Below are 25,240 nucleotides of genomic sequence, written 5' to 3' on the forward strand. Positions count from 1 at the left end.
GGCGCGATGGTCACGCGCGCTCCTCGAGGCCGGGTCGAGCCCCGCCCTCCACCACTGTTCGAGTGGCACTCGAGCAGCGTTCCGCAAGGTCATCACGGGTCCGCAAGGGCCCGTCCTGCGTGTGGAAGGAGCCGGATCATGTGCCGAGCCGCAGTTCCCCCGGGGCGCCGATGAACCGCCGGGTCGTGATCACCGGGATCGGCGTCGTAGCGCCCGGCGACCCCGGCGTGAAGGCGTTCTGGGAGCGCGTCACCTCGGGGTCCTCAGCCACCAGGCCCATCAGCTTCTTCGACCCCGCTCCCTACCGGTCGCGCATCGCCGCCGAGTGCGACTTCGACCCCGTCCGCGAGGGGCTGTCGGCGCAGGAGGTGCGCCGCCTGGACCGGGCCGCGCAGTTCGCCGTCGTGTGCGCCAGAGAGGCGCTCGCCGACGCCGGCCTCGACCCCGACGACCTGCCCTCGGAGCGGACCGGGGTGAGCCTCGGCAGCGCGGTCGGATGCACGACCAAGCTCGAATGGGAGTACGCGGTCGTGAGCGACGCGGGCCGGCTGTGGGAGGTCGACCACACCTACGCCGTCCCTCACCTGTACGACTACTTCACCCCCGGCTCGCTGGCCGCCGAGGTGGCCTGGGTCGCCGGCGCGGAGGGGCCGGTCACGGTCGTGTCGGCCGGCTGCACGTCCGGCCTGGACGCCGTGGGGCACGGCTGCGAGCTGATCGGCGAAGGCTCGGCCGACGTCGTGATCGCCGGCGGGACCGACGCGCCGATCTCCCCCATCACCGTGGCCTGCTTCGACGCCATCCTCGCCACCTCTAACCACAACGACGACCCCGAGCACGCGATGCGGCCCTTCGACCGCACGAGGAACGGCTTCGTGCTCGCGGAGGGCGCCGCCGTGCTGGTCCTGGAGGAGCTCGGTCACGCGCGGCGGCGCGGCGCGCGTGCCATCGCCGAGATCACCGGGTTCGCCAACCGCAGCAACGCCTACCACATGACGGGCCTGCGCACCGACGGCAGGGAGATGGCCGAGGCCATCCGGGCCGCGCTCGCCGAGGCGCGGCTGGCGCCCGAGGCCGTCGGCTACGTCAACGCGCACGGCACCGGCACCAAGCAGAACGACCGGCACGAGACCGCCGCCTTCAAGGCCGCGCTCGGCCCGCACGCCTACGACGTCCCCATCAGCTCGATCAAGTCCATGATCGGGCACTCTCTCGGCGCGATCGGCTCCATCGAGATCGCCGCCTGCGCGCTCGCGATCGAGCACGGCGTGGTGCCGCCGACCGCCAACCTCCACGAGCCCGACCCCGAGCTCGACCTGGACTACGTGCCGCTGACGGCCCGCGAGAAGCGGCTCGACGCCGTCCTCACCGTGGGCAGCGGCTTCGGCGGCTTCCAGAGCGCGATGGTGCTCCAGCGCCCGGGGGCCGTGGCATGAGCGCCGTGGTCACCGGGATCGGGGTGGTGGCGCCCAACGGGCTCGGCACGGCGGAGTTCTGGCGCCGGACGCTCGACGGGGAGAGCGGCATCGGCCCCATCACCCGCTTCGACGCCTCGCGGTACCCGGTCCGGCTGGCCGGGGAGGTGCCTGGGTTCACGGCCGCCGACCACGTTCCCGGGCGGCTCGTCCCGCAGACCGACCGGGGCACGCAGCTCGCGCTGGCGGCCACCGATTGGGCGCTGGAGGACGCGGACGCCCACCCGGGCGACTTCGGCGACTTCGACATGGGCGTGGCCACGGCGGCCTCGGCCGGCGGGTTCGAGTTCGGCCAGCGCGAACTGCAGAACCTGTGGCGGCTCGGGCCGCGGCACGTCAGCGCCTACCAGTCGTTCGCCTGGTTCTACGCGGTCAACGCCGGTCAGATCTCCATCCGGCACGGCATGCGCGGGCCCATCGGGATCAACGTCTCCGAGCAGGCCGGCGGGCTCGACGCCGTCGCCCAGGCCCGGCGCCTGGTACGCAAGAGGACCGCCCTGGTCGTCACCGGGGCCGTCGACGCGTCACTGTGCCCGTGGGGACTGGTGGCGCAGATCCCGGGCGGCCGGCTCAGCACGAGCGGCGACCCCGGCGCGGCCTATCTCCCGTTCGCCGCGGGGGCGCGCGGTCACCTCCCGGGGGAGGGCGGGGCGATCCTCATCGTCGAGGACGCCGACCACGCCCGCCGCCGTGGGGCGCCGCACCTCTACGGCGAGATCGCCGGCTACCGCGCGACGTTCGACCCCGCCCCCCGCACCGGGCGCCCGTCCCGCCTCGCGTCGGCCGTCCGCGGCGCGCTGGACGACGCGGGGATGGCCGCCGGCGACATCGACGTGGTGTTCGCCGACGGCGCCGGCGTGCCGGAGCTGGACCGGGCCGAGGCCGAGGCGCTGGCCGAGGTCTTCGGCAGGTGCGGAGTGCCGGTGACGGCGCCCAAGAGCATGACGGGCCGGCTGAACGCGGGCGGGGCGGCCCTGGATCTGGCGGCGGCGCTCCTGTCCATCCGTGACGGCGTGATCCCGCCGACCGCGGGCGTCGTCCAGCCCGACGAGAGTTACGGGCTCGACCTGGTGACCCGCACGCGGCGCGCGACCGTCGGCGCCGCCCTGGTCCTGGCCCGCGGATACGGCGGGTTCAACGCCGCGATGGTCGTACGGCGATGCCCGCAGGCGGCGCCGCGGCCCGCACGGGCCGCGGCCATCACACAAGGAGAAGGCACATGAGCGAGTTCACCATCGACGATCTCAAGCGCATCCTGCGCGCCTGCGCGGGCGAGGACGACTCGGCCGGCCTCGAAGGCGACATCCTGGACAGCGGTTTCGAGGACCTCGGCTACGACTCGCTGGCCCTGCTGGAGACGGCGAGCCGCATCGAGCACGAGGTCGGCGTCGCGGTGCTCGACGAGGAGATCGGCGAGATCACGACCCCGCGCCGGTTGCTCGACCTGGTGAACAACCGGCTGGTGGAGAAGGTGTGAGCCGCCCCGCCGCCGTGTCCGAGCCGCAGGCCGGGGGGGCCACCGACTGGGTGGTCTGCCGGGCCTGCGGGCGTCTGCTGTACGCCAAGCGCCTGGCCCGCAACCTGCGCGTGTGTCCCGAATGCGGGTCGCACCACCGCCTCACCGCCGGGCAGCGCCTGGAACAGCTGCTGGATCCGGGCAGCCGCGTCGACCTGGGCTTTCCCGTGCCGCAGGGCGACCCCCTCGGGTTCGTCGACACCAAGCCCTACCCGCAGCGGCTCAGCGAGGCCAGGAGCGGCACGGGGCTGGAAGAGGCGGTGGTGTGCGTCCGCGGCGCGATCGAAGGCGTCCCGCTCATCGCCGCGGTCATGGACTTCCGGTTCATGGGCGGCAGCCTCGGCAACGCGGTCGGCGAGCTCATCGCCTCGGCGGCGGAGACGGCGCTGAGCGAGCGCCTCCCGCTGCTGATCGTCACCGCGTCCGGCGGCGCGCGCATGCAGGAGGGCGTCATCGCGCTGATGCAGATGGCCAAGACCAGCCAGGCGCTGCGAGAGCTCGACGAGGCCGGCATCCCGACGATCTCGCTGATCACCGACCCCACCTTCGGCGGGGTCGCCGCCTCGTTCGCGACCCTGTGCGACGTCATCGTCGCCGAACCGGGCGCGCGGCTCGGCTTCGCGGGACCACGCGTGATCGAGCAGACGACCAGGGAGAAGCTGCCGGAGGGGTTCCAGACGGCGGAGTTCCTGCTCAGGAACGGCATGATCGACCTGGTGCGGCGCCGCGCGGAGCTGCGCCCGGCAATCGCTCATCTGCTCGCCGCTGGCACCCGGCGGCCCTCCGGACGCCGCGCCGTGGCCGAGCCGCGGATCGTGCGCGACCCCACCCTGGTCCCGGAGCGTGACGCCTGGGAGGCGGTCCAGCACGCCCGCGACCTGCGCCGCCCGACCACGCTGGAGTACATCTCCCTGATGCTCGACGGCTTCGAGGAACTGCGGGGCGACCGGGTCTCGGGGGACTGCCCGGCCATCGTGGGCGGGATCGGCCGCATGGCCGGCATCCCGCTGGTCCTGATCGGCTACCAGAAGGGCCACACGATCGCCGAGTTGTCGGCGCGCAACTTCGGCATGCCGGTGCCCGCCGGGTACCGCAAGTCGGCGCGCCTGATGCGGCTCGCGGCCAAGCTCGGCCTGCCGGTCGTCACCCTCGTCGACACTCCCGGCGCCGATCCCGGCGTCAAGGCGGAGCAGGGCGGGCAGGCGGTGGCCATCGGGGAGAACCTGCGCCTGATGGCCGGACTGCCCGTCCCGATCGTGGCGGTCGTCACGGGGGAGGGCGGGAGCGGCGGAGCGCTCGCCCTGACCGTGGCCGACGAGGTGCTCGCCTTCTCCGGCGCGGTGTACTCCGTGATCAGCCCCGAGGGCTGCGCCGCCATCCTGTGGCGCGACGCGGCGGCGGCGCCGCGGGCCGCCGAGGCGCTCCGGATCGGCGCGCGCCACCTGCTGGAGCTCGGTGTGGCGGACGGGGTGATCCCCGAACCGCCGGGCGGCGCCCAGAGCGACGCGGCCGCGGCCGCGGCCGCCCTGCGTGCCGCCCTGGTCGCACGGCTGGAGGAACTGATGAGTCACGACATCGCCGGCCTGCTGTCGCGCAGGCGGGCCCGTATCCGCGCCTTCGGCCGGGTCCCGGCATGACGGCGGCCGATCCCGACCGCCTGCTCGCGGCGGATCCCGACCGCGTGCTGGCGGCCGTCTGCCGCAGCATGGCCGACCTGGTGGCGGTGGCGCGCTCGCCGCTGCGGCGCGTCTCGCTGCGCGTGGGGGACATCGCGGTGGAGATGGAGTGGCCGCGGGAGGCGGGCCGGGCGGCGCCCGCCGGCGGCGAGCCGCCGTCCGCGGCCCAGCCGGAGGCCTACCACCACCTCTGCGCGCCGATGGTGGGCACGTGTTACCTGGCGCCGGAGCCGGGGGCCAAACCCTTCGTCGGCGAGGGGGACCTGGTCGAGGCGGGCCAGCAGGTGGCGATTCTGGAGGCGATGAAGCTGATGACCCCGGTGGAGGCGGACCGGGCGGGGCGCGTCGCCCTGATCCTCGTCTCGGACGGCACCCGGGTGGAGTACGGCACGCCGCTCATCGCCCTGATCCCGGCGGACGCCTCATGACCGCCCACGGCATGTTCCGCACGGTCCTCGTCGCCAACCGGGGCGAGATCGCGCTGCGGATCGTCCGGGCGTGCAGGGAGATGGGGATCCGCAGCGTCGCCGTCCACTCCACGGCCGATCGCGACTCGAGCGCGGTGTCCGCCGCCGACGAGGCGGTCTGCATCGGCCCCGAGCCGGCCAGGGACAGCTACCTGAACATCCCGGCGATCATGGAGGCCGCGTCGCGCACGGGGGCCGACGCCATCCACCCCGGCTACGGGTTCCTGTCCGAGGACCCCGACTTCGCCGAGGTCTGCGACAAGGAGGGCGTCGTCTTCATCGGGCCGCCCGCGTCGGTGCTCGCGCGGCTCGGCGACAAGTCGAGCGCCCGCGCCCTCATGGCCGACGCCGGCCTGCCGCTGCTGCCCGGCAGCATGGCCCCGCTCGCGAGCATGGAGGCGGCCAAGCGGGCCGCCGGGCGGATCGGCTACCCGCTGATGATCAAAGCGGTCGCCGGGGGCGGCGGGCGGGGGATGCGGATCGCCCGCGAGCCGGGAGAGCTGGCGGCGGCCTACACGGAGGCCCGCGGCGAGGCGCAGGCGCTCTTCGGAGACGGCCGGGTCTACCTCGAGCGCTTCCTTCCGTCCGCCCGGCACATCGAGGTGCAGATCCTCTGCGACGGTCACGGCAACGCCGTCTCGCTCGGAGAACGCGACTGCACGGTGCAGCGCCGCAGGCAGAAGCTCATCGAGGAGGGCCCGGCGCCGGGCCTGCCCTCCGAGGTGCTGGAGGAGATCAGGCGGGCGGCGGTGCACGGCGCCCGGGCGGCGGGATACGTCGGGGCGGGCACCGTGGAGTTCCTCCTGGCCCCGGACGGCCGGTTCTCCTTCATGGAGGTCAACGCGCGCATCCAGGTGGAGCACCCGGTCACCGAGATGCTGACCGGCGTCGACCTGGTCCAGGAGCAGATCAGGATCGCCGCCGGTCATCCGCTGGAGTTCGGGCAGGACCAGGTCCATCCCCGTGGGGCCGTCATCGAATGCCGCGTCAACGCGGAGGATCCGGCCAGGGGCTTCGCGCCGGCGCCGGGGGTGCTCGCGTGCTTCTCGCCGCCGGCCGGCCCGTTCGTCCGGGTCGACACGCACGCCTTCCCGGGCCTGCGCGTCTCACCGGCCTATGACCCGCTGCTGGCCAAGGTGATCGTGTGGGCGCCCGACCGGGCCAGGGCGATCGGGCGCATGCGACGGGCGCTGGCGGAGTTCCGCGTGTCGGGCCCCGGAGTGGCGACGACGACCGGATTCCTGCGCCGGGTGCTCGACGATCCGTCGTTCCGCGACGCGACCCACTCGACGTCCCTGGTGGACGAGCTGCTCAAGGCGGACAGTGGTGACTGAGGGCGGCTCGGGCCGGGGTCACCGGGCGGCCAGCGAGGAGGTGGCCACCACTTCCGCGGAGCGGTACATCAGCGCGCGGGTGCCGGTCCTCAGCACATCTTCGTGTGCGTGCTGCAGCTCGGGCGAGGGGTCCAGGCCCAGCTCCTCGCTGAGCAGGCCGCGGGCGTTCTGGTAGGCGTGCAGGGCGTCGCTGCGGCGCCCGCATCTGTTCAAGGCGACGATCAGCTGTGCGTGGAACCACTCGTTGAACGGATGGGTGGTAACGAGCGCCCTCAGCTCCGCGATGAGCTCATGATGGTGCCCCAATTCCATTTCCGCTTCTATTCGAAGCTGCAGCGCGGCGATCCGTCTTTCTTCGAGATGAATCGCATAACCGTGCAGTAACCGTCCGTAGTTGACGTTGGAAAGCGGTGCTCCGCGCCACAGGGCCAAGGCGTCGGCCGTTTTCTCGGCGGCACCCGCGGTAAGTCCGTCGTTACGCAGCGCTCGGGCCTGGCCGACGAGGGTTTCGAAGGTGAGGTAGTCGGTCTCACCGAATTCGACGCGGAATATGTATCCCGGCGGCGAGGTGGCGAGCATCCGGTTGGCGGCCGCCTCGCCCAGCTCGCGGGAGAAGGACTTCCTGAGCTGGTAAATGTAGGTCTGCGCGGTCGTGACCGCGCTGTGCGGGGGATGGTCGTCCCAGAGTTCCTCGATTATCGAGTCCAGGCTCACCACCTGGTTGGCGCGCATCAGCAGCAGCGCCAGAACCTGCCTTTGCTTGCTCGAGGTGGGCGTGCAGACCCGGCCCTCGCCGACCACTTCGAGCGGACCTAATAGATTGAATCTCACCGGAACCTCCAAAGACGAGTGCGATGCCGGATTACCGGCAGCCCTGCGCGGAGCTCCTGACCGCGTGTCAAACGTAGTTCGGGCATAAATAGGGGTCAATGAGGGGGTGTCAGTCTTAGGAAATAATTAAGATGTCAGAATCGCGTTACGAAGTGTGGTCGGCGGCCTCCGGCGCGTTGTGAGAACGGACGGCGGCGTCCGGCCGCCGGCGCCCGCGCTCCCGCGCCCCGGGGGGCGGGCCGCGGAATCGCCTCCTCTCGATCGGGGCTCAAGGAGCGCCCGAGGACCGGCTGCGAGGTTCGGGATGCCGGTCGAACCAGCGGTTGGAGCATGGGAGGCGTCCACCATGTCGATCTCGGAGTCGCACGCGCTCAGGCTCAGCGTCGCGGAGGGGGAGCCCCTCGCGTCCATCGGCGCCGACATCGGCGGACCCCGGGTCGACGACCTGCTCCGCAGGGCCGCCGAGCGGGCGCCGGAGCGTCCGGCGCTGCGGGCGGCAGGGGGCGACCTCACCTACGCGGAACTGGACGCCGAGGTGGACCGCTGTGCCGCCGTGCTGGCCGGGCTGGGCGCCGGGCCGGACCAGGTCGTCGCGATCGCCGCGGCGCTGGCCCCGGTCTTCGCGATCGGCTACTACGCGATCTCGCGCGCCGGCGCCGTCAGCGTGCCGGTGAACCCGCTGCTGCGCGCGGAGGGGCTCGAGCACGTGCTGCGGACCTCGGGCGCCGTGGTGGCGATCCTGACCCCCGAGGTCCACGCCGTGCTCGCACCCGCACGCGACCGGCTGCCGCTGCTGCGGCACGTCCTGCTGACCCGCCCCGACCCCGAGGCCCCTGAGGCCGTCGTGCTGCGGGAACGGATGGCGCGGGTCACGACGGGGCCGGCGCCGGCCGCGCGGGACGCCGAAGACGTGGCGTCGATCCTGTTCACCAGCGGCACGACGGGGGCACCCAAGGCCGTGCGGCTGACCCATCGCAACCTGACGGTCAACGCCGCCCAGACCGCACACGCCCACGGGCTCACCGCCGACTCGGTGATTTTCAACTATCTGCCGACCTTCCACCTGATGCACCTGAACATCGCCACCCATGCCGGATGCGCGCAGATCCTGCACGCGGACCCGGACGTGGCCGCCTCCACCGAGACGGCCCGCCGGTACGGCGTCACGCACTACTACAGCCTGCCGATGCGGCTGTCCAGGCTCGCGGCCGACCCGAACCTCGCGGACCTGCGGCTCACCGGCGTCCACGCGATCCTCTCGGGCGGCTCCGCCCTGCCGCCGCCGGTGACGGCCAGGCTGGCCGGGCACTTCGGCGTCCCCGTGGTGCAGGGGTACGGCCTCGCGGAGGCCTCGCCGCAGACCCACTTCGACCGGCCGGCGGCCCCCGTGGCGGGGTCGTGCGGACCGCCCTCGGCCGGCACCGGGTGCCGCGTCGTGGACGTGGACGCGCGCCACGTCCTGCCGGTGGGAGACAAGGGCGAGATCCAGGTGCGCGGTCCGCAGCTCATGAAGGGCTACCTGGGGGAGGAGCCTTCGGCCCACCTGGACGGCGAGGGCTGGTTCTCCACCGGGGACATCGGCGTGATGGACGCGGAGGGCCGCCTGTTCGTGGTCGACCGCCTCAAAGACGTCTTCAAGTGCGACAACTTCCTGGTCTCGCCCACCGAGATCGAGCGGGTGCTCGCGCGGCACCCCGCCGTCGCCGACTGCGTGGTCGTGGACCGCCCCGACGAGTTCAGCGGCGCCGTCGCCTGCGCCCTGGTCGTCTCCCGTGACCCCGAGACCGGCGCCGCCGAGCTCGCGGAGTTCGTGAACGGCCAGCTCCCCTACTACCAGCACCTGCGGCACGTGGAGCTGGTCGACGCCATCCCGCGTTCCCAGAACGGCAAGATCCAGCGCCGCGAACTGCGCGCCCTGGTCCTGGACCGGCCCGATCCCACCGTGGCACCGAAGAGAGAGGCAAGGACCGTGGTCACCATCATCAACAAGCTCACCGTCACCGGAGACCCCGTGGAGTTCGAGCAGCTGCTCGGGAAGATCACCAGCTACATGAAGAGCCGTCCCGGCTTCGTGAGTCACCGCCTCTACCGCTCGCTCAAGAACTCCAACGTGTTCGTCGAGACCGGAGAGTGGGAGGACATGGCGTCACACCAGCAGGCCATGATGGGCAGCGGGTTCCAGGAGATCCTCCCGGAACTGATCAAGCACGCCACCGCGGACATCGACCTCTACCAGACGGTGGAGGAGTGACCGGATGACCACCGACGCCGGGCTCCACACGGTGATGCTCATGCGGGAGCTCGCGCTCAGCGCGGGTTACGCGGGCATCCTGCGCGCCGCGGCCGAGCTGCGGCTCGCGGACGCGCTTGGCGAGGCCCCCGCCACGGTCACCGAACTGGCCCTGGAGGTGGACGCCGACCCCGAGGCGCTGGCCCGCCTGCTGCGCGCGCTGGCCTGCCACGGCGTCTTCGCCGAGGACGGCCAGGGGCGCTACACGCACACCGAGACCTCCAGGCTGCTACGGGCCGACGCGCCGCGCAGCATGCTGTACATGGTCCTTTGGGCCACCGAGCCCTGGACGTGGGCGGTGTGGGGCCGGCTCGCCGACGCGGTACGCCTGGGCGGGGAGGTGTTCACCGACGTCCACGGGAAGGACTTCTTCACCCACCTGCACGAGGACGCCCCCGAGTCGGCGCAGGTGTTCGACCGGGCCATGACGCAGTCGAGCGTCATGTCGGCGCGGATGGTGGCCGAGCTCCTCGACCTTTCGGGCGCGGGCGTCGTCGCCGACATCGCGGGCGGGCAGGGCTACCTGCTCGCCACCCTCCTGGAACGCCACCCGGATCTGCGCGGGGTGCTGTTCGACCTGCCCAACGTGCTGCTGAACCCCGATCCCCGGCTGGCGGAGGGCGGAGCCCTGGCCGGCCGCGCGCGGCTCGTGCCCGGGGACCTCCGCGAGTCCGTCACCCCCGGCGCCGACGTCTACGTGCTGAAGAACATCCTGGAACTGGAGGACGAGAGCACGGTGCGCGCCCTGCGCAACGTCAGGGCCGCGGCGCGCCCCGGCGCCCGCGTCGTGGTCATCGAGAACCTGGTCGACGGAAGCCCGGAGATGAAGTTCGCCACCGCCATGGACCTGCTCCTGCTGCTGAACGTCGGCGGGCGCAGGCACACCAAGGACGGGCTGATCGGTCTGATCGGGCAGGCCGGGCTGCGGGTCACCGGCGTCCGCCCCGTCGGGCCGTACCTGCACATGATCGAGAGCTCCGTGCCGCACTGGTGATCCCCGCGGCACCGGCGCATGGAGGGGCGGGCACGAGCGATCGTGCCCGCCCTCCCCATGGGCGCCACGAGGACGTGGCCGTGAGAGCCGGGAAGGCCCGGCGGGGGAGGGCTCAGGCCGGGCCGGGGGCGAACAGCTCCGAGGAGATCCGGATCGCCGGGTCGCCGTAGGCGATCTTCCTGAGCATCAAGCGGTAGACCGGCGACCGCGAGACCAGCCCCGCGAGCACCGGCCGTACGACCGAGACGAACCCGCCGGTGGAGAGCATGACCCTGCTCTGCGCGCGCTGGATCCTCGTCATGCTGTCGATGGGCGGCCTGCGGCCGGCGGTGAAGGCGCCGAGGAAGGCGGCGCTCGCATCACGGTTCCGCAGCGAGGCCAGCAGGATGGGGTGCAGGGCGACCGCGTCCTGGACGGCGAGGTTGATGCCCTGCGCGCCGATGGGGCTGTGGGTGTGCGCGCTGTCGCCGATCAGCACCAGCCCGTCCCGCACCCACCGCTCGGCGCTCCCGGCGAACACGTCGAGCAGGGTCAGGTCGCTGAGAGCGCCGATGTGCGATCTCACCAGCCCGGTGTACTCGGGGATCGCCGCGCAGATCTGTTCCTTGACGTGGTCCACGCCCTCCGCGGCGATGCTCCCGTACCCCTTGTGCGGGAGTGTCCAGCCGACCTGCACGCCGTCCGGCACCGAGGCGTAGGTCAGGACCGGGTTGCCGCCGGCCAGGAACACCCTGACCACGCGGGGCGCCCGGTCGCCGGCCGGCAGCTTGAACCACAGCACGTCCTGGTCGAAGACGTCCAGGCGGGTGTAGCCGATCCCGGCGAGGCGCCGCACCTTGGAGTACCTGCCGTCCGCGCCGACGACGCAGTGCGCGAGGACCGCGTGCCGCTCGCCCCGCCCCTCGCACAGCGCGCCCCGCACCGCCCCGGCCTCCTCCAGCAGGCCCGTGACCCGGCTGCCGCCGAGGTAGGTGAACTCCTCGAACGCGAGGCAGCGGTCCAGGAGCTCCTGCAGCAGGTGCCGCTGCGGGATGCTGAGCAGGCAGTTGTACGGCCCGGGCAGCCGGCGGTAGTCGCCGTCGAGCAGCACCCTGCCCCGGTCCACGAGCTGGAAGCCGTCGTGCTCGTGGCAGCCGCGCTCACGGGCGCCGGCGAGGACGCCGAGGGCGTCCAGCACGGCCATCCCGCCGGGCTGCAGGATCTCGCCCCGGTACTCGCGGTCGAAGGAGGACGACCGCTCGATCAGGGTGACGCGCGTGCCCGAGCGCAGCAGGGTCAGCGCCAGCGTCAGCCCCGCGGGGCCGCCGCCGACGACGCAGAAGTCGGTCTGGATGTCGGTCAACGACGTTCCTTCCGTAGCCGGGCCGCGGGCAGGGAACGGTTCACGACCGCAGCCCGAGCCCGCCGTCCACGTTGATCACCTGGCCGTTGATCCAGGCGGCCTCGCTCGTGCTCAGCAGGGCCACGACCGCGGCGACGTCCTCGGGCGTGGTCAGCCGGCCCGCCGGTGTCCGCCTCGCGAGGAAGCGGATCATCTCGGGGTTGGGGGTGCCGGGACCTTTGTCCAGCTTGGAGGTCGACACGCCGTTGACGGTGACACCGTGCGGCCCGAGCTCGACGGCGAGGTAGCGGACCAGGCTTTCCAGAGCGGCCTTGGCGACGCCGAGGCTCACGTACAGGGGGATCACGTTGTGAGCCCCGTCGCTGGACACGGCGATCACGCGGCCGTCGTCGCCCATCAGCCCGTCGATCGCCGAGGCCGCGAACAGCAGCGGGTCCAGGGCGGAGGCGACGTCGCGGTGCAGCGCCGCGACGTCGGGACGGGTGGCCGGCATGGGCTTCCAGGAGGCGGCGTTGTGCACGAACACGTCCAGCCTGCCGTACCGCCGCCGGATCGCGCCGAGCAGCCGGGCCACCTCGTCGCGTGCCGTCACGTCGGCCTTGATCGGGAACGCGGTGCCCCTGAGCCCGCTGAGAGCGTGGACCGCCTCCTTGGCGTCCTCCTCGGAGTGGGCGTAGTTGAGGATCACCTGGCAGCCGCAGGCACAGAGCTTGCGGGCGATGGCCAGGCCGAGCCCGCGCGTGGCTCCGGTGACGAGCGCGACCCTGCCGCCGAGCCCGAGGGACGGATCGGCGTCGGGGAGCGGCTCAGCCATCGCAGACCTCCAGGGCGGCCCCGGACTCCACGAACGACTTGGCGCACCGCAGGGTGGTGGAGCTGTTGGCGCTCAACGCCTCCCGCACGCGCCCGCGAGCCTCGGCCAGGGTCGCCTCCGGGCCGAGGAGCTCGGGCACGGACTCTGGCCGGATCACCACAGTATGCGAGGAGGTGACGAGCACGCCGCGATCGGTCTCCTCGAACGACCAGCGTCCCGTGTGCGCCATCATGATCTTCGGCAGGACCACCTGCTTGTAGACGATGCGCGTGCAGGGTGAGCACACGCGGAACGAGGACGTCGTGTGGGCCGAGCCGTCGGGGGACACGGTGTCCATCTCCATGCTCTGCAGGCCCGGCACGTCTTCGGTCAGCGAGATCCGCGACACATGGGGCAGGCGTTCGGGCCAGTCCTGGCAGCGGTGGACGAAGTCGTACGCGTCCTTCGCGGAGCCGTCGATGAGCACGGTGTCGGCGAACGACAGCGTGAGCTCGCCGAGCCCCTCGAAGCGTTCCGCCGCCGCCTTCAGTCCCGCCAGCTCGGTGCCGCTGTTGCGGTCGACCGCGCCCCGGATCCACTGCACCTTCTCCGGATCGTCGCCGATGGCCGAGAAGTCGTGCTTGAGCACGACGTCGGTCCGCCCGCCGGTGAGCGGCCGGATCACCCACTCGCCGCCCATGGACGCGGCCGGTGGCTGCGGGGTCTGCTGCCGGAACACGACCCGGCGCTCGTCGCGGTGGAGCTCGCGGCGAGAGGTCCAGCTCCTGATCTCGCCGTTGGCGGTGGCCCAGATCCGGATCAGTTCCTCGGTGTCGTCTCCCTCGGCACGCTCGGCGTGGATCGTCGGCCCGAAGTGCAGGGGCCAGGCGCCGACGTCGGCGATCAGCCGGTAGACGGCATCGGCGGGCGCCGCGATCGTGACGGAGTGTTCGGTGACATAGGTGGTCTCCACAGGTGCTCGCCCTTCCGCCTCAGTAGTTGCCGAGCCCGCCGCAGATGTTGATCGCCTGTGCGGTGACGGGCGCGGCCGCGTCGGTGACCAGGTAGGACACCATCGCGGCCACCTCCTCGGGGGTGGTGTAGCGGCCGAGCGGGATCTTGCCTTCGAAGCGGCGCAGCACCTCCTCCTCGGAGATCCCCCAGTGGGCCGCGTAGCCTTGGCGGACCCGCTGGGCCATGGGGGTCTCGACGTACCCGGGGCACACCGCGTTCACAGTGACGCCGGTGGCCGCCAGTTCCAGGCCGAGGGCCTTGGTGAAGCCGACGACGCCGTGCTTGGAGGCCGAGTACGGCGCCCCGAGCACCACTCCCTGCTTGCCGCCCGTGGAGGCGATGTTGACGATCCGCCCCCACGACCTGGCCGCCAGGCCGCCCGCCGACAGGACCTCCCGGGTGACCAGGAAGACGCCGGTGAGGTTGGTGGCGATGACGCTCTGCCACAGGTCGTCGGGGATCTCCGCGGTGACCCCGCCGCCGCTCCGGCCGGCGCTGTTGACCAGGATGTCGATGGGCCCGTACCTGTCGGTGGCGGTCCTGACCAGGACGCGGACGTCGTCTCCCGAGGAGACGTCGCAGGTCGCGCCGTCCACGTCCAGGCCCTCGTCCACGAGGGTCTTGACGGTGGAGGCCACGTCGGCGGGATTGCGGGCGCAGATGAACACCCGGCTCCCGGCGCTCGCGAGCGCCCGTGCCACGCACAGGCCGATTCCGCTGGTCGCTCCGGTCACGAGCGCGGTCCTTGGCGCCTGATCTGCCATGTGCTTCCTCTCCGTGTAGGGGCCCGGCTCACCGGGCCTCGGTCCGGGCGTCGCCGCCGGTCACCGGGCCTGCGCGACCGGCGGTCGCTGGGCCTGCGCGACGTAGCCGAGCAGGTACTTGTCGAACACCCCGATGTAGTAGTCGGGGCCGAAACCGCACGTCTTGACCTCGGGAACCAGCTCGGTCAGCCGGTCGATGGAGATGCCGTGGCTTCCCTCGTCGCGGACGTCGACCAGGTACTTGTCGGCCAGCACGCCGAGCCGCCGCTCCAGGTGGGCGACGACGGTCTCGACGGGGATGGACACGCCCGACGCGATGTTGACGACCTCACGGGAGACGCCGAGGGTGAGCAGGCGGTCCAGGCACATGACCATGTCGGCGACGTCGATCAGGTCCCGGCTCACGCCCCGGTGGACGTGGACGGTCCCCGCGAGGATCTGCCGTACCAGCGCCGGAGGGAACTGGTGCGGCCGCTGGCAGGGGCCGACGAGGTGCGCCATCCGCAGGATCAGATGGTCCAGCCCCGAATGGCACAGCACGGCCTCCATCGACAGCTTGTGCCGCGCGTACGGAGTGCTCGGGTAGACCGGCCCTCGCTCCCATCCCAGCGGGCCGCGCAGGCCGTACATCCCTTTGGAGGCGGTGGAGAGATAGACCAGCCGCCGGCGGCGTGCCAGGCAGTACTCGATGACGTCGTACAGCAGGGCCGCCTCGCGCCCGAAATCCTCCGTGGAGGCGTTCGACCCGCTGGACACGCCCGCCGCGAACACCACGGTCTGCGGGTGCGAGCCGGCGATCGGCTCCAGATTCCGCGCGATGAATCCACGCCCGACGATCTCCACCGGCCCCACTCCTCGTGCTCAACGGTCTGGATCGAGCATCGTGATCGTGATTCGGGCGGGGTTCGACTCCCGCTCGAGGCGCGCCGTGCGGCGGTCCTCGGCTCTACCTCAAGGAGGGCTCGAGAGGCGCGCCGCACCATGCGGCAGGCAGGAGAAACGATCGGCGAATCCACGGCCCTTTCAAGGAGGACGCGGCATGACCGCAGACCAGGCGACAGCCGAGAAACTCATCGACATGATCATGAACTACTCCCGGGCGCAGCTCGTGCGCACCGCCGTGGAGCTGGGGATCGCCGACCGTCTCGCGGGCGGCCCGCGTACCTCCGGCGAGCTGAACGAGGAGATCGGCGGCCACCCCGACGCCCTGAGCCGGTTCCTGAAGGCCTGCACCGCCATCGGCCTGCTGGAGGAGCCGGAGCCCGAGCGGTTCGCGCTCGCGCCGCTCGGGGAGTTCCTGCGGACCGACACCCACGCCGGTTCGGCGATCTCCAAGGTCGCGCTGGGCGCCGCGGGGCCGGGGATGTACCGGATGGGGGAGTTCTTCACCGAGGTGGTGATGACCGGCAAGCCCGTCGCCAAGTCGGCCTTCGGCCTGGACTTCTACGACTACTACGCGGCGAACACCACCGAGGGCACCCGGTTCGGCGACATGATGGCGCTGATGACCCACGGGTGCGCCGAGGCACTGGCCACCACCTTCGACTTCGGTCCCTACCGGAAGATCGTCGACGTGGGCGGCGGCCACGGGATGCTGCTCAGCCGGATCCTGCAGGCCGCTCCGCACACGACCGGTGTGGTCTACGACATGCCGGAGACGGTCGCCGGCGCCCGCAGGTACCTCGAGGAGCAGGGGCTGGCCGACCGGGCCGAATGCGTGGCGGGCGACTTCCACTCCGAGCTGCCGTCCGGCGGCGACCTGTACACGATCAAGACCGTGCTGTGTGACTGGGACGACGAGCACGTCGCCCGGATCCTGGCCAACCTGTACCGGGCCACCACGCCGGGCACCGACGTGCTGCTCATCGACTGGATCATGCCGGCGGACGCCTACGGCAACAAGGACTTCCTCATCGGCCTCTACCTGGGCAGCTTCAACATGCTCGCGCAGTCGGGCGGCAAGATCCGCAACCTCGCCGAGTGGACGCGCCTGATCGAGGGCGCGGGCTTCGAGATCAGCGACACCCTCACCCTGCCCGACCCGCCGACCCACTGGGACGTGCTCAAGCTCAGCCGCCGGTAGGCGCGCGAAGGGCCCGCACCGCTGGACCAGGACGCGGTGCGGGCCCTTCGCCGTCCGGGCGCTCCCCGCGCCGGCGGGAGCCGGCCCCGGGGGCGGCTCTCAGGAGGGCTCGGGACGGCTCAGCCGTGGCGCGAAGCCGTCGAACAGGCAGTCGAGGCCGTAGGCGAAGTCGAGATCGGGGTCGCTCTCCTCGCCCTCCTGCTCGGTGAGGCGGCTGAAGGTGGGATACCTGCCGCTCGCCACCACCTCGAGGATGTACGGCTGGACGGACGCCGCCCACTGCTCCTCGGTGAGACCGTTGCGCCGCTTGGCCTCCTCGCCGGCCAGCTCCTGCAGGACGAAGCCCGTGACGTAGCTGGTGGTCGCGCCCACCATGCGCGCCATCTCCGGCAGGCGCAGGCCGTGCCCGTCCAGGGCGGCCAGGGTGTACTCCAGGTGGCGCAGGGCGTTCGGGCCGATGGGCGCCCTGGAGGAGGCGGCCGCGACGAACCACGGGTGGCGGCGCAGCACCGCGCGGGTCTGGGTGGCGATCAGGGTCAGGACCTCCCGCCAGTCTCCGGGCGCCGTCTCCGGGAGCTCGATCATGCCGTAGACCTCGTCGACCATCAGATCGAGCAGGTCGTCCTTGTCGGGAATGTGCCGGTAGAGGGACATGGTGCCCGCGCCGAGCCGCACGGCGATGCCGCGCATCGAGAGGGAGCCCAGCCCTTCGGCGTCGGCGATCTCGATCGCCGCCGCCACGATCTGCTCCCTGGACAGCGCCGGGCGGCGGGCCGGAGCGGGACGGCCGATTCGCGACCACACGAGACCCTCGCGTGGCGCGGCTCCGCCCCCTTGTTGCGCGCTCATCCCCGCCCTCCCTCCCGCGTCCGCGTACGCCGCCGGTCGCCGGCGCACCGTCCCTGTACTCCTCATTATCGGTGTTGCGTACATCGCACTCTGAGGCGTACGCTCTAAATATAAAGCGTACTTAGTACGCATGGCAACGGTGGAAGTGGAGGCGGGCGATGGCGGACCCAGAGGCTCCCGCGATCGAAGCGGAGGGCCTGCGCAAGCGATACGGGAAGACGGTGGCGCTCGACGGCGTCGACCTGACGATAAAAAGCGGCACCATCTGCGGCGTGCTCGGGCCGAACGGCGCGGGCAAGACCACCGTGATCCGCATCCTGACTACCCTGCTCCGTCCCGACGGCGGCACCGCGCGGGTGGACGGCTACGACACCGTGCGGCAGGCCGAGCTCGTGCGCTACCGCATCGGCCTCGCCGGCCAGTACGCCGCGGTCGACGAGCTGCTCACCGGCCGGGGCAACCTGGAGATGATCGGCCGCCTGTGCCACCTGCCGCGCAAGGAGGCGCAGCGGCGGGCCGACGAGCTGCTCCACAGGTTCGGCCTGACCGAGGCGGCCGAGCGGCTGGCCAAGACCTACTCCGGCGGCATGCGCCGCCGCCTCGACCTCGCCGCCAGCCTCACCGTCGAGCCCCCCATCCTCTTCCTCGACGAGCCGACGACCGGCCTCGACCCGCGCAGCCGTGCCGGCATGTGGACGCTGATCGCCGACCTGGTGGAGGCGGGGACGACGGTGCTGCTGACCACGCAGTACCTGGAGGAGGCCGACCGCCTGGCCGACCAGATCGTCGTGATCGACGCGGGCAAGGTCCTCGCGACCGGATCCCCCACCGAGCTGAAGGCCACCACCGGCGGGGAGCATCTGGACGTCGTGGTGCACCGCGACGACGAGATCGAGACGGCCCGCGCCGCCATGACCCGTGTCGCCTCCGCGCGGCCACGGGTCGAGCGGCACCTGCGGCGCATCACCGTACCGGTGACCAGCGGCCCCGCCGCGCTCATCGAGGCGGTCCGCGAGCTGGACGCGAGGTCGGTGGCCATCGACGACATCTCGCTGCGCCGCCCCACCCTCGACGACGTCTTCCTCCGCCTGACCGGCCGGCTCGCCGACGCCGACCAGTCCGACGCCACCACAGCCGACGACGACCGACTGACCTCCCAGGGAGCGGCCCAATGAGCGTCCCCGGCACGCTGGTCCTGCCGCGGCCCCCGAAGACCAGGCGGGCACGCCTGCGCTGGACGGTGGCCGACTCGCTGACCATCACCAAGCGCAACCTCAGCCACATCAGGCAGGTTCCCGAGCAGCTCATCGACGTGACACTGCAGCCGATCATGCTGGTGCTGCTGTTCGCCTACGTCTTCGCGGGCGCCATCCACATCCCCGGGGGCGACTACCGCGAGTACCTCGTGCCCGGCATCTTCGTCCAGTCCATCTTCTTCACCGCCGGCAGCACCGCGGTGAACGTCTCGCTGGACATGACCCGCGGCATCAACGACCGGTTCCTGTCGCTGCCGATGGTGCGGTCGGCGGTCCTGCTCGGCCGTACCGTCTCCGACCTGTTCGAGAGTGCCCTCAGCCTGGTCATCATGGCGGTCTGCGGGCTCATCGTCGGCTGGCGCGTGCACACCACTCTCGGGTCGGCCCTCGCCGGGTTCGCCATGCTGCTCGTGCTGGCCTATGCCGTGAGCTGGGTGTCCACCTACGTCGGCCTGGTCACCCGCGGCCCGGAGGCCGCCACCGGCGTGACCATGGCGGTGCTGCTGCCGCTGACCTTCGTCGCCAACACCTTCGTGCCGACCGAGGGCATGCCCGCGCTCGTGCGGCCCATCGCCGAATGGAACCCGATCAGCGCCGCCGCGGCGGCCGCCCGGTACCTGTTCGGCAACCCCAGCGTGGTGCCGCAGGGGCAGCTCGCCTGGCCACTGCAGCACCCGGTCATCGCCACCTTCGTGTGGTGCGGGGTGCTGCTGGTCGTGTTCGCCTCGCTGGCGATCCACCGCTTCCACAACGCGGCGGCCCGCTGACCGGCCCGCAGGCACCCGGCCCTCCAGCCGGTCTCGACCGGCGACCGGCATCGTGGCAGCACCTACGACGTCAGGAGCGGAGATGGATCTGAATCTGCGGGGCCGGTCGGTGCTGGTCACCGGGGCGACCGGGGGCATCGGGCAGGCGATCGCGCGCGTCTACGCCGCCGAGGGCGCCAGGGTCGCCCTCACCTACCACACCGGCAGGGAACGGGCGGAGAAGCTGGCCGGGAGCCTCGCGGAGGGCGGCGCGGCCGAGGTGATGACCGTGCGCTACGCGCTGGAGGACCCCTCCTCGGTCACCTCGGCGGTCGCCGCCCTGGAACGCTGGAACGGCCCCGACGTGCTGATCGCGAACGCGGTCCGCTGGGGGGCGCGGCGCGCGCCCGGGCAGCGGCTGTGGGAAGTGCCCCCGGAGCAGTGGGAGCCGGTCATCGGGCACAACCTCGCGCCGACGCTCCGCACCGTCCAGCTCGCCGTCCAGGGCATGGCGGCCAGAAGGTTCGGCCGCATCGTGCTGGTCTCGTCGCACGTCGCGCTCAACGGCCACCCCGGACAGGAGTTCTACGGCGCGGCCAAGGCGGCGCTGCACGGCTTCTGCCGCAGCCTCGCCTGGGAGGCCGGCGCGGAAGGTGTGCTGGCGAACGTCGTGTGCCCGGGCCTCACCCTCACAGAACGCGCCCGCACGGGCCTGCCCGAACACATCAGGCAGGCCGAAACGGCGCGCACCCCGACCGGGCGGCTGAGCTCGCCCGAGGACGTGGCGAGCGCCGTGGCCTTCCTCGGCTCTCCCGCCAACGGCAACATCACCGGCCAGCTCCTCACGGTCGCCGGAGGCCGCTAGCGCCCCCGGCAGGAAGGATCCACCATGCGCGTGCGCACGATGACCACAGTGGCCGCGGCAGGCCTTGCCGCGATCCTCACGGTGCTCGGCGGCTGCGGCGCCGGGGCGTCCATCACCGCCGACTCCGTGGCGCGCTTCGGCGCCGAGGCGTTCGCCGACGAGGGGCATCCGCTCTCCGGCGGGCTGAAGTGCACGGCGAAGCGCCAGGGGCTGTCGAAGTACGACGTCGACTGCACCGGCAAGACCAAGGACGGGCACCGGGCCACCCTGACGGCGAAGAACGTGGCCGAGGACGAGCACGGCGACGACGGCCGCTTCGTCGGGAAGGTCGACGGCCGGACGGTGTTCAGCCGCAAGTGCCTCGTGGGCTGCTGATCCTCGACCGGCTCTCGAGAGGCCGCTGTGAGCATGTGAGGACCTCAGAGGACCGGCCCGAAGGGAATGCCGTGAAGCGTCGGATCATCGACCTCGGTCACGTGGTCGCGCAGGACATGATAGTGAGCCCGTTCATGCCGAAACCCGTCATCGGGGCGATGCTCGACCGCGAGCAGTCGGCCCGCTTCCTCGCCGACGGCGTGTCGTGCCTGATGTCGAAGATCGAGATCGTCGGCAACACCGGGACCTACCTCAATGCCCCCTTCATGTTCCACGAGGACGGCCACGACCTGGCCGCCCTCGACGTGGAGCGCCTGGTCGACCTGCCCGTGCGGGTCGTCCGGGTGCCCGAGGGCGTCGTCGCGATCGACCCGGACGCGCTGGGGGAACTCGGCGACCTGGACGGCGCGGCCCTGCTGATCAACACCGGCCACGACCGCCACTGGGGCACCGACGCGTTCTTCGACGCCTCCCCCTACCTGACGGCCGACGGAGTCAAGCACGTCCTCCAGGCCGGGCCGGTGGTCGTCGGCATCGACTCGCACAACATCGACGACGGGACCGACAACCACAAGCCCGCGCAGGACGGCCTGCTCGGCGCGGGGATGTGCGTCCTGCAGCAGCTCACCCGGCTCGGCGAGGTGCCCGAGCGCGGCGCCCGGCTGACCGTGCTGCCCGCGCCGATCAAGGGCATGGCCAACCTCCCCGTCCGCCCGGTCGCGATCATCGGCTGAGCACGTGACGCTTCGCCCACAGGCCGGCGCTCGCCGGGGTGACCCGCCGTGCGGGAGGTCACCCCGGCGCCCCCGTACGGGCCGGGTTCACCCGAGGTCGATCATCTTCATCAGCGGTGGCGGGTACCGGTCGCCGGCGGTGCGGCCGGGCGGGAACAGCTCCTCGACGCGGTCCAGCTCGGCGGCGGTCACGGGCAGCGTGGCCGCCGCCGCGTCGCGTTCGAGGTGCGCGGGGTCCAGCGTGCCGGGGATCACCGCGATGTCGCCGTCCCGCGAGAGCAGCCAGGCCAGTGCCAGCTCGGCCGCGCCGTACCCCATCTCCGCGGCCAGGGCGCCGAAGCGCGCGGCCGGCTCGCGGTTGAGGGTGAGCGCGTCGCCTTGGTGGCGCGGGTCCCGGTGGCGCCAGTCGTACGGCGGGAGCGCGTCCAGGTCGACCGGTTCGCCGGTCAGCATGCCGAGACCGAGCGGCCGGTAGGCCACCAGGCCGATGCCCAGCCGCCGGCACGCGGGCAGGATGTCCCGCTCCACGTGGCGCTCCCACAGGGAGTACTCCGTCTGCAGGGCGGTGAGCCGCTGCACCTTGTGCGCCCGTTCGAGCGTCGCCGGAGCCGCCTCGCACAGGCCGACGTGGCGCACCTTGCCCTCCGCCACGAGCTCGGCCATCGCCCCCATCGAGTCCTCCACGGGCACCGCGGGATCGACGCGCGCCAGGTAGTAGAGGTCGATGTGGTCGGTGCCCAGGCGCTTGAGGGACTCCTCACAGGAGCGCCTGACGGCGTCCGGTCGCCCGTCGAGCACCGGCGGGCCGGCGTCGCGATGCACGATGCCGGTCTTGGTGGCGACCACGGCCCGGTCGCGACGCCGGCCGAGCAGCCGCCCCAGGGTCTCCTCGCCCGAGCCTTGGCCGTAGTAGTCCGCCGTGTCGAACAGCGTGATCCCGAGGTCGAGGGCACGCGCCACGGTGGTGGCGGCGCGCTCGTCCCGGCCGGCCGGCGTGGCCAGCCCCATGCACCCGAGGCCGACCGCCGATACGGCCAGTCCCTCGCCGAGGCTCGCGTGACGCATCGTCGTCTCCCTGTCAGCCGTTCAGCACGGCGACGGCCCGGGCCCAGCCCGCGCCGGCGTTCGCGATCTTGACGGGCGGGCAGATCACCTGGAAGCCGTACGGCTCGGGCAGGGCGTCCAGGTTCGCCAGCCGTTCGATCTGGCAGTACTCCCTCTCCCGGCCGAGGAAGTGCGCGGGCCACAGCACGCTCGTGTCGCCCGTCGCCTTGAACCGCTCGATGATGTACGGGAACGGCGCGTCCAGGCTGAAGGCGTCGGTGCCGATGACGCGGACGCCCATGTCCAGCAGCAACCGGGTCGCCGGACCGTCGAGCCCGGTGAAGTCGGTGAAGTAGCGCGGCGTGCCGACCCACTTCGACGCGCCGGTGTTCAGCAGCACGATGTCGCCGGGCGAGGGGGTGTGGCCGATCCTGGCCAGCTCCTTCTCCAGGTGCGCCGCGCCCGCGACCCCGGTGCCGACCGAGGTGAGATCCAGGACGACCCCTGGTGCGAAGAACCACTCGAGCGGCATCAGGTCGATCGTCCTCGGCACGCCGTGGCCGGCGCCGGACCCGTAATGGGAGGGCGCGTCCACGTGGGTGCCGGTGTGCGCGGTCAGCGAGAGGGTGTCGTTGTTCAGGAACTCCCCCCCGGGCAGCGCGTCCACGTCGAACTCGATGCCCATGTGCGCGCGCAGTTCCTCGCTCATGTGCCGCGCCCCCTCCGCGGGGGACATCGCCGTGTGCGTGACCGGGTCGGGCTCCCAGAAGCGCGCGTCGATGGGCGAGGACAGGTCGATCAGCCGCATCTTCCAACTCCCGGGTCACAAGGTCGATGGCCGGCTCCGGCGGACCGGAGCGCACACCCGACACCGTCCACCGCGCTGCTCGAAACGCGCTCGAGGCGCTCTCCAGCCGGTGCCGTCACGCTTGGCCGGTCCGCTCGAACAACCCGGAAGGAACGGCGCGATGGGCTTCCCAGCGATGACCGGCACACTGTCGATCGACGAGCTGCACGTACGGGTGCAGCGCTTCTACGCGGAGCAGATGCGCCTTCTCGACACGGGCGCCACCGGCGAGTGGGCCGCCACGTTCACCGAGGACGGCACCTTCAGCGTGCCCACGCTCGCCGAGCCGGTCCGCGGGCGGGCCGCCATAGCGTCAGGGGCGCGCGCGGCCGCCGGGCAGCGGGCCGCCGCCGGCGTCGTCCACCGCCACTGGATGGGCATGCTGACGGTCGAACCGCGCGAGGACGGGACCGTCCACGCCCGCTCCTACGCCCTGGTCATCGAGACCCCCCTTGGAGACCTGCCCCGCCTGCACCGCAGCACCGTGTGCGAGGACGTCCTGGTGCCCTCCGGCGACACCTGGCGGGTCCGCGAACGCGTGGTCACCCGAGACGACCTCCCTGCCGGGTGAACGCCAACGCTGTGATAACCCTGGCTTGATCGTCCCCTGACCGATCTGCTCCTAGCGTGGCCGTAGCCGGCCCGAAGCCGGGAGAGCGGATCGCGAAGGGGAGACATGCAGCGGCGTACCATGCCGGCTTCGTTGCTTCGAGGCCTGGCCGGATGAGGGGAAGCTCACGCGAGGCCGGCCCGCTGATCCTCGCCGGATCCGCCCTCGTCCTCGCGGCCACCGTGTCCGCCTGCTCGCCCGAGCCCCCGCGGCCGGCGGGCGGCGCCGTCCCGAGCGGCCGGGCGTCCTCGCCCGCCCCCGCCGAGACCGGGCCGCCCGCGCACGGCGGCGCCAAGAGGGTCGCGACCCGCGACGTGTACGCCCACGACCGGCCGGGCATGCTCAGCCCCGCCGTGGCCGGGTTCCCCTCGCTGGTGTACGTGCCGAACAGCGAGAGCGGCACGGTCACCATCATCGACCCCAAGACCTACCGGGTCGTGCGTCACTTCACCGTCGGACGGCGGCCCCAGCACGTGGTCCCCTCCTGGGACCTCAAGACGCTCTGGGTCAACAACAACGACGGGAACACGCTGACGCCGATCGACCCGGCGACCGGCAAACCGGGCAGGGCGATCCCCGTCGAGGACCCCTACAACCTGTACTTCACCCCCGACGGCACCACGGCGCTGGTGATGGCCGAGCGCCTCAACCGGCTGGACTTCCGCGACCCGCAAACCTTCAAGCTGCGCGACTCGCTGGACATGCCGTGCCGGGGCATCAACCACGCCGACTTCACCGTCGACGGCTCGACCTTCCTGGCGAGCTGCGAGTTCTCCGGCCACCTGGTGGTCGTCGACCTCGGCGCCCGCAAGGTGCGCGAGGTCGTGCGCCTGTCGCACCACAGCATGCCGCAGGACGTCAAGCTGTCCCCCGACGGCAGGACGTTCTACGTCGCCGACATGGCCAAGGGCGGCGTCTGGCTCGTGGACGCCGGGCGCTTCGGGGTCAAGCGTTTCGTCAGGACCGGCGCCGGCGCCCACGGGCTCTACGTCAGCCGGGACTCCAAGAAGATGTACGTGTCGAACCGGGGCGCCGGGTCGGTGTCGGTGTTCTCCTTCGCCGAGCAGCGGCCGGTCGAAACCTGGCACATCCCCGGCGGCGGCTCGCCCGACATGGGCGGCGTCTCCGCCGACGGCCGCCACCTGTGGCTGGCCGGCCGCTACCACCGGGTCGTGTACGTGTTCGACACCCGCGAGGGGCGTCTCGTCCGCAAGATCCCGGTGGACGCCGGGCCGCACGGGCTGGCCGTGTACCCACAGCCGGGGCTGCACTCCCTCGGTCACACGGGCGTGTTCCGCTGAGCGGCCCCGGCCTGCCCTCCCGTCCCGGTCGTCC

Annotated in this window: 25 protein-coding genes; 16 read left to right on the forward strand and 9 right to left on the reverse strand. The window is 72.1% G+C overall.

Annotated elements, in window-relative coordinates; genetic code table 11:
• Window positions 1–170: 170 nt before the first annotated feature.
• Genes MYF83_RS05000 through MYF83_RS05025 form a run of 6 tightly spaced genes read left to right on the forward strand, consistent with a single transcriptional unit; the run spans window position 171 to window position 6,468 of the window.
• Window positions 171–1,436 carry a beta-ketoacyl-[acyl-carrier-protein] synthase family protein gene (locus MYF83_RS05000; RefSeq protein WP_248959180.1) on the forward strand — a complete coding sequence of 422 codons (1,266 nt, stop codon included), beginning with the start codon at window positions 171–173 and terminating at the stop codon, window positions 1,434–1,436.
• Complete coding sequence (locus MYF83_RS05005) at window positions 1,433–2,698, forward strand: ketosynthase chain-length factor (RefSeq protein WP_248958971.1); 1,266 nt, start codon at window positions 1,433–1,435, stop codon at window positions 2,696–2,698. Before MYF83_RS05000 ends, MYF83_RS05005 begins: the two co-directional genes overlap by 4 nt.
• Window positions 2,695–2,952: an acyl carrier protein gene (locus MYF83_RS05010; RefSeq protein WP_248958972.1), complete on the forward strand. Its 258-nt coding sequence runs from the start codon at window positions 2,695–2,697 to the stop codon at window positions 2,950–2,952. The genes MYF83_RS05005 and MYF83_RS05010 overlap by 4 nt, the downstream gene beginning before the upstream one ends.
• Window positions 2,949–4,628, forward strand: coding sequence for an acetyl-CoA carboxylase, carboxyltransferase subunit beta (gene accD / locus MYF83_RS05015; protein ID WP_248958973.1), 1,680 nt, complete (start codon window positions 2,949–2,951; stop codon window positions 4,626–4,628). Before MYF83_RS05010 ends, accD begins: the two co-directional genes overlap by 4 nt.
• Window positions 4,625–5,095 carry an acetyl-CoA carboxylase biotin carboxyl carrier protein gene (locus tag MYF83_RS05020; RefSeq protein WP_248958974.1) on the forward strand — a complete coding sequence of 157 codons (471 nt, stop codon included), beginning with the start codon at window positions 4,625–4,627 and terminating at the stop codon, window positions 5,093–5,095. The genes accD and MYF83_RS05020 overlap by 4 nt, the downstream gene beginning before the upstream one ends.
• The gene (locus MYF83_RS05025; RefSeq protein WP_248958975.1) at window positions 5,092–6,468 is read left to right on the forward strand and encodes an acetyl-CoA carboxylase biotin carboxylase subunit; all 1,377 of its coding nucleotides are present in this window, start codon (window positions 5,092–5,094) and stop codon (window positions 6,466–6,468) included. The genes MYF83_RS05020 and MYF83_RS05025 overlap by 4 nt, the downstream gene beginning before the upstream one ends.
• Before the next feature lie 18 nt (window positions 6,469–6,486).
• Here MYF83_RS05025 and MYF83_RS05030 read toward each other — a convergent pair whose 3' ends face one another.
• Complete coding sequence (locus MYF83_RS05030; RefSeq protein WP_248958976.1) at window positions 6,487–7,299, reverse strand: AfsR/SARP family transcriptional regulator; 813 nt, start codon at window positions 7,297–7,299, stop codon at window positions 6,487–6,489.
• Window positions 7,300–7,645: 346 nt separating this feature from the next.
• On the opposite strand from MYF83_RS05030, the gene MYF83_RS05035 reads away from it, so the two are divergent.
• The gene (locus MYF83_RS05035) at window positions 7,646–9,550 is read left to right on the forward strand and encodes an AMP-binding protein (protein ID WP_248958977.1); all 1,905 of its coding nucleotides are present in this window, start codon (window positions 7,646–7,648) and stop codon (window positions 9,548–9,550) included.
• Between the two features lie 4 nt (window positions 9,551–9,554).
• A complete protein-coding gene (locus MYF83_RS05040) occupies window positions 9,555–10,583 on the forward strand; it encodes a methyltransferase (RefSeq protein ID WP_248958978.1) in 1,029 nt (342 codons plus the stop codon).
• Between the two features lie 112 nt (window positions 10,584–10,695).
• Here MYF83_RS05040 and MYF83_RS05045 read toward each other — a convergent pair whose 3' ends face one another.
• Genes MYF83_RS05045 through MYF83_RS05065 form a run of 5 tightly spaced genes read right to left on the reverse strand, consistent with a single transcriptional unit; the run spans window position 10,696 to window position 15,339 of the window.
• Window positions 10,696–11,925, reverse strand: a complete 1,230-nt coding sequence (locus MYF83_RS05045; protein ID WP_248958979.1) for an FAD-dependent monooxygenase — start codon at window positions 11,923–11,925, stop codon at window positions 10,696–10,698.
• Window positions 11,926–11,965: 40 nt separating this feature from the next.
• On the reverse strand, window positions 11,966–12,739 hold the full coding sequence (locus MYF83_RS05050) for an SDR family oxidoreductase (protein ID WP_248958980.1): 774 nt from the start codon (window positions 12,737–12,739) through the stop codon (window positions 11,966–11,968).
• Window positions 12,732–13,691: an aromatase/cyclase gene (locus tag MYF83_RS43605; RefSeq protein WP_248958981.1), complete on the reverse strand. Its 960-nt coding sequence runs from the start codon at window positions 13,689–13,691 to the stop codon at window positions 12,732–12,734. Before MYF83_RS43605 ends, MYF83_RS05050 begins: the two co-directional genes overlap by 8 nt.
• Before the next feature lie 19 nt (window positions 13,692–13,710).
• Entirely contained in the window at window positions 13,711–14,496 is a 786-nt protein-coding gene (locus MYF83_RS05060; RefSeq protein WP_248958982.1) for an SDR family NAD(P)-dependent oxidoreductase, read from the reverse strand.
• A 60-nt stretch (window positions 14,497–14,556) separates the two neighbouring features.
• Window positions 14,557–15,339 (reverse strand): NAD-dependent epimerase/dehydratase family protein, encoded by a 783-nt coding sequence (locus MYF83_RS05065; RefSeq protein ID WP_248958983.1) that lies wholly within the window; start codon window positions 15,337–15,339, stop codon window positions 14,557–14,559.
• A gap of 196 nt (window positions 15,340–15,535) precedes the next feature.
• Between MYF83_RS05065 and MYF83_RS05070 the strand changes: the two genes are divergently transcribed.
• Window positions 15,536–16,579, forward strand: a complete 1,044-nt coding sequence (locus MYF83_RS05070; protein WP_248958984.1) for a methyltransferase — start codon at window positions 15,536–15,538, stop codon at window positions 16,577–16,579.
• 99 nt (window positions 16,580–16,678) lie between these two features.
• Here the strand turns inward: MYF83_RS05070 and MYF83_RS05075 are convergent, their stop codons facing one another.
• The gene (locus tag MYF83_RS05075) at window positions 16,679–17,428 is read right to left on the reverse strand and encodes a TetR/AcrR family transcriptional regulator (protein WP_248958985.1); all 750 of its coding nucleotides are present in this window, start codon (window positions 17,426–17,428) and stop codon (window positions 16,679–16,681) included.
• A gap of 158 nt (window positions 17,429–17,586) precedes the next feature.
• Here MYF83_RS05075 and MYF83_RS05080 point away from each other — a divergent pair, with 158 nt between their 5' ends.
• From MYF83_RS05080 to MYF83_RS05100, 5 genes are all read left to right on the forward strand, one after another.
• Window positions 17,587–18,603, forward strand: a complete 1,017-nt coding sequence (locus tag MYF83_RS05080; protein ID WP_248958986.1) for an ATP-binding cassette domain-containing protein — start codon at window positions 17,587–17,589, stop codon at window positions 18,601–18,603.
• Window positions 18,600–19,451 carry an ABC transporter permease gene (locus tag MYF83_RS05085; protein WP_248958987.1) on the forward strand — a complete coding sequence of 284 codons (852 nt, stop codon included), beginning with the start codon at window positions 18,600–18,602 and terminating at the stop codon, window positions 19,449–19,451. The genes MYF83_RS05080 and MYF83_RS05085 overlap by 4 nt, the downstream gene beginning before the upstream one ends.
• 82 nt (window positions 19,452–19,533) lie before the next feature.
• Complete coding sequence (locus tag MYF83_RS05090) at window positions 19,534–20,295, forward strand: SDR family oxidoreductase (protein ID WP_248958988.1); 762 nt, start codon at window positions 19,534–19,536, stop codon at window positions 20,293–20,295.
• A 24-nt stretch (window positions 20,296–20,319) separates the two neighbouring features.
• Window positions 20,320–20,670, forward strand: a complete 351-nt coding sequence (locus tag MYF83_RS05095) for a hypothetical protein (protein ID WP_248958989.1) — start codon at window positions 20,320–20,322, stop codon at window positions 20,668–20,670.
• A 71-nt stretch (window positions 20,671–20,741) separates the two neighbouring features.
• The gene (locus MYF83_RS05100) at window positions 20,742–21,404 is read left to right on the forward strand and encodes a cyclase family protein (RefSeq protein ID WP_248958990.1); all 663 of its coding nucleotides are present in this window, start codon (window positions 20,742–20,744) and stop codon (window positions 21,402–21,404) included.
• An 87-nt stretch (window positions 21,405–21,491) separates the two neighbouring features.
• Here MYF83_RS05100 and MYF83_RS05105 read toward each other — a convergent pair whose 3' ends face one another.
• Window positions 21,492–22,469 (reverse strand): aldo/keto reductase, encoded by a 978-nt coding sequence (locus MYF83_RS05105; RefSeq protein WP_248958991.1) that lies wholly within the window; start codon window positions 22,467–22,469, stop codon window positions 21,492–21,494.
• A gap of 13 nt (window positions 22,470–22,482) precedes the next feature.
• Window positions 22,483–23,256, reverse strand: a complete 774-nt coding sequence (locus MYF83_RS05110) for a cyclase family protein (protein ID WP_248958992.1) — start codon at window positions 23,254–23,256, stop codon at window positions 22,483–22,485.
• 160 nt (window positions 23,257–23,416) lie between these two features.
• Here MYF83_RS05110 and MYF83_RS05115 point away from each other — a divergent pair, with 160 nt between their 5' ends.
• Together MYF83_RS05115 and MYF83_RS05120 are read left to right on the forward strand one after the other, a co-directional pair.
• Entirely contained in the window at window positions 23,417–23,866 is a 450-nt protein-coding gene (locus MYF83_RS05115; protein ID WP_248958993.1) for a nuclear transport factor 2 family protein, read from the forward strand.
• A 152-nt stretch (window positions 23,867–24,018) separates the two neighbouring features.
• Window positions 24,019–25,206 carry a YVTN family beta-propeller repeat protein gene (locus MYF83_RS05120; RefSeq protein WP_248958994.1) on the forward strand — a complete coding sequence of 396 codons (1,188 nt, stop codon included), beginning with the start codon at window positions 24,019–24,021 and terminating at the stop codon, window positions 25,204–25,206.
• The last annotated feature ends 34 nt before the right edge of the window (window positions 25,207–25,240 follow it).

This window comes from Sphaerisporangium perillae (assembly GCF_023276435.1).
Lineage (GTDB): Bacteria > Actinomycetota > Actinomycetes > Streptosporangiales > Streptosporangiaceae > Sphaerisporangium > Sphaerisporangium perillae.

Coding starts and splice junctions, on each gene's coding strand:
- MYF83_RS05080 (WP_248958986.1), top strand. CDS start 17,587: ATGGCGGACCCAGAGGCTCCCGCGATCGAAGCGGAGGGCCTGCGCAAG.
- MYF83_RS05095 (WP_248958989.1), top strand. CDS start 20,320: ATGCGCGTGCGCACGATGACCACAGTGGCCGCGGCAGGCCTTGCCGCG.
- MYF83_RS05010 (WP_248958972.1), top strand. CDS start 2,695: ATGAGCGAGTTCACCATCGACGATCTCAAGCGCATCCTGCGCGCCTGC.
- MYF83_RS05120 (WP_248958994.1), top strand. CDS start 24,019: ATGAGGGGAAGCTCACGCGAGGCCGGCCCGCTGATCCTCGCCGGATCC.
- MYF83_RS05040 (WP_248958978.1), top strand. CDS start 9,555: ATGACCACCGACGCCGGGCTCCACACGGTGATGCTCATGCGGGAGCTC.
- MYF83_RS05090 (WP_248958988.1), top strand. CDS start 19,534: ATGGATCTGAATCTGCGGGGCCGGTCGGTGCTGGTCACCGGGGCGACC.
- MYF83_RS05070 (WP_248958984.1), top strand. CDS start 15,536: ATGACCGCAGACCAGGCGACAGCCGAGAAACTCATCGACATGATCATG.
- MYF83_RS05025 (WP_248958975.1), top strand. CDS start 5,092: ATGACCGCCCACGGCATGTTCCGCACGGTCCTCGTCGCCAACCGGGGC.
- MYF83_RS05050 (WP_248958980.1), bottom strand. CDS start 12,739: ATGGCTGAGCCGCTCCCCGACGCCGATCCGTCCCTCGGGCTCGGCGGC.
- MYF83_RS05005 (WP_248958971.1), top strand. CDS start 1,433: ATGAGCGCCGTGGTCACCGGGATCGGGGTGGTGGCGCCCAACGGGCTC.
- MYF83_RS05105 (WP_248958991.1), bottom strand. CDS start 22,469: ATGCGTCACGCGAGCCTCGGCGAGGGACTGGCCGTATCGGCGGTCGGC.
- MYF83_RS05035 (WP_248958977.1), top strand. CDS start 7,646: ATGTCGATCTCGGAGTCGCACGCGCTCAGGCTCAGCGTCGCGGAGGGG.
- MYF83_RS05115 (WP_248958993.1), top strand. CDS start 23,417: ATGGGCTTCCCAGCGATGACCGGCACACTGTCGATCGACGAGCTGCAC.
- MYF83_RS05085 (WP_248958987.1), top strand. CDS start 18,600: ATGAGCGTCCCCGGCACGCTGGTCCTGCCGCGGCCCCCGAAGACCAGG.
- MYF83_RS05110 (WP_248958992.1), bottom strand. CDS start 23,256: ATGCGGCTGATCGACCTGTCCTCGCCCATCGACGCGCGCTTCTGGGAG.
- MYF83_RS05075 (WP_248958985.1), bottom strand. CDS start 17,428: ATGAGCGCGCAACAAGGGGGCGGAGCCGCGCCACGCGAGGGTCTCGTG.
- MYF83_RS05020 (WP_248958974.1), top strand. CDS start 4,625: ATGACGGCGGCCGATCCCGACCGCCTGCTCGCGGCGGATCCCGACCGC.
- MYF83_RS05000 (WP_248959180.1), top strand. CDS start 171: ATGAACCGCCGGGTCGTGATCACCGGGATCGGCGTCGTAGCGCCCGGC.
- MYF83_RS05060 (WP_248958982.1), bottom strand. CDS start 14,496: ATGGCAGATCAGGCGCCAAGGACCGCGCTCGTGACCGGAGCGACCAGC.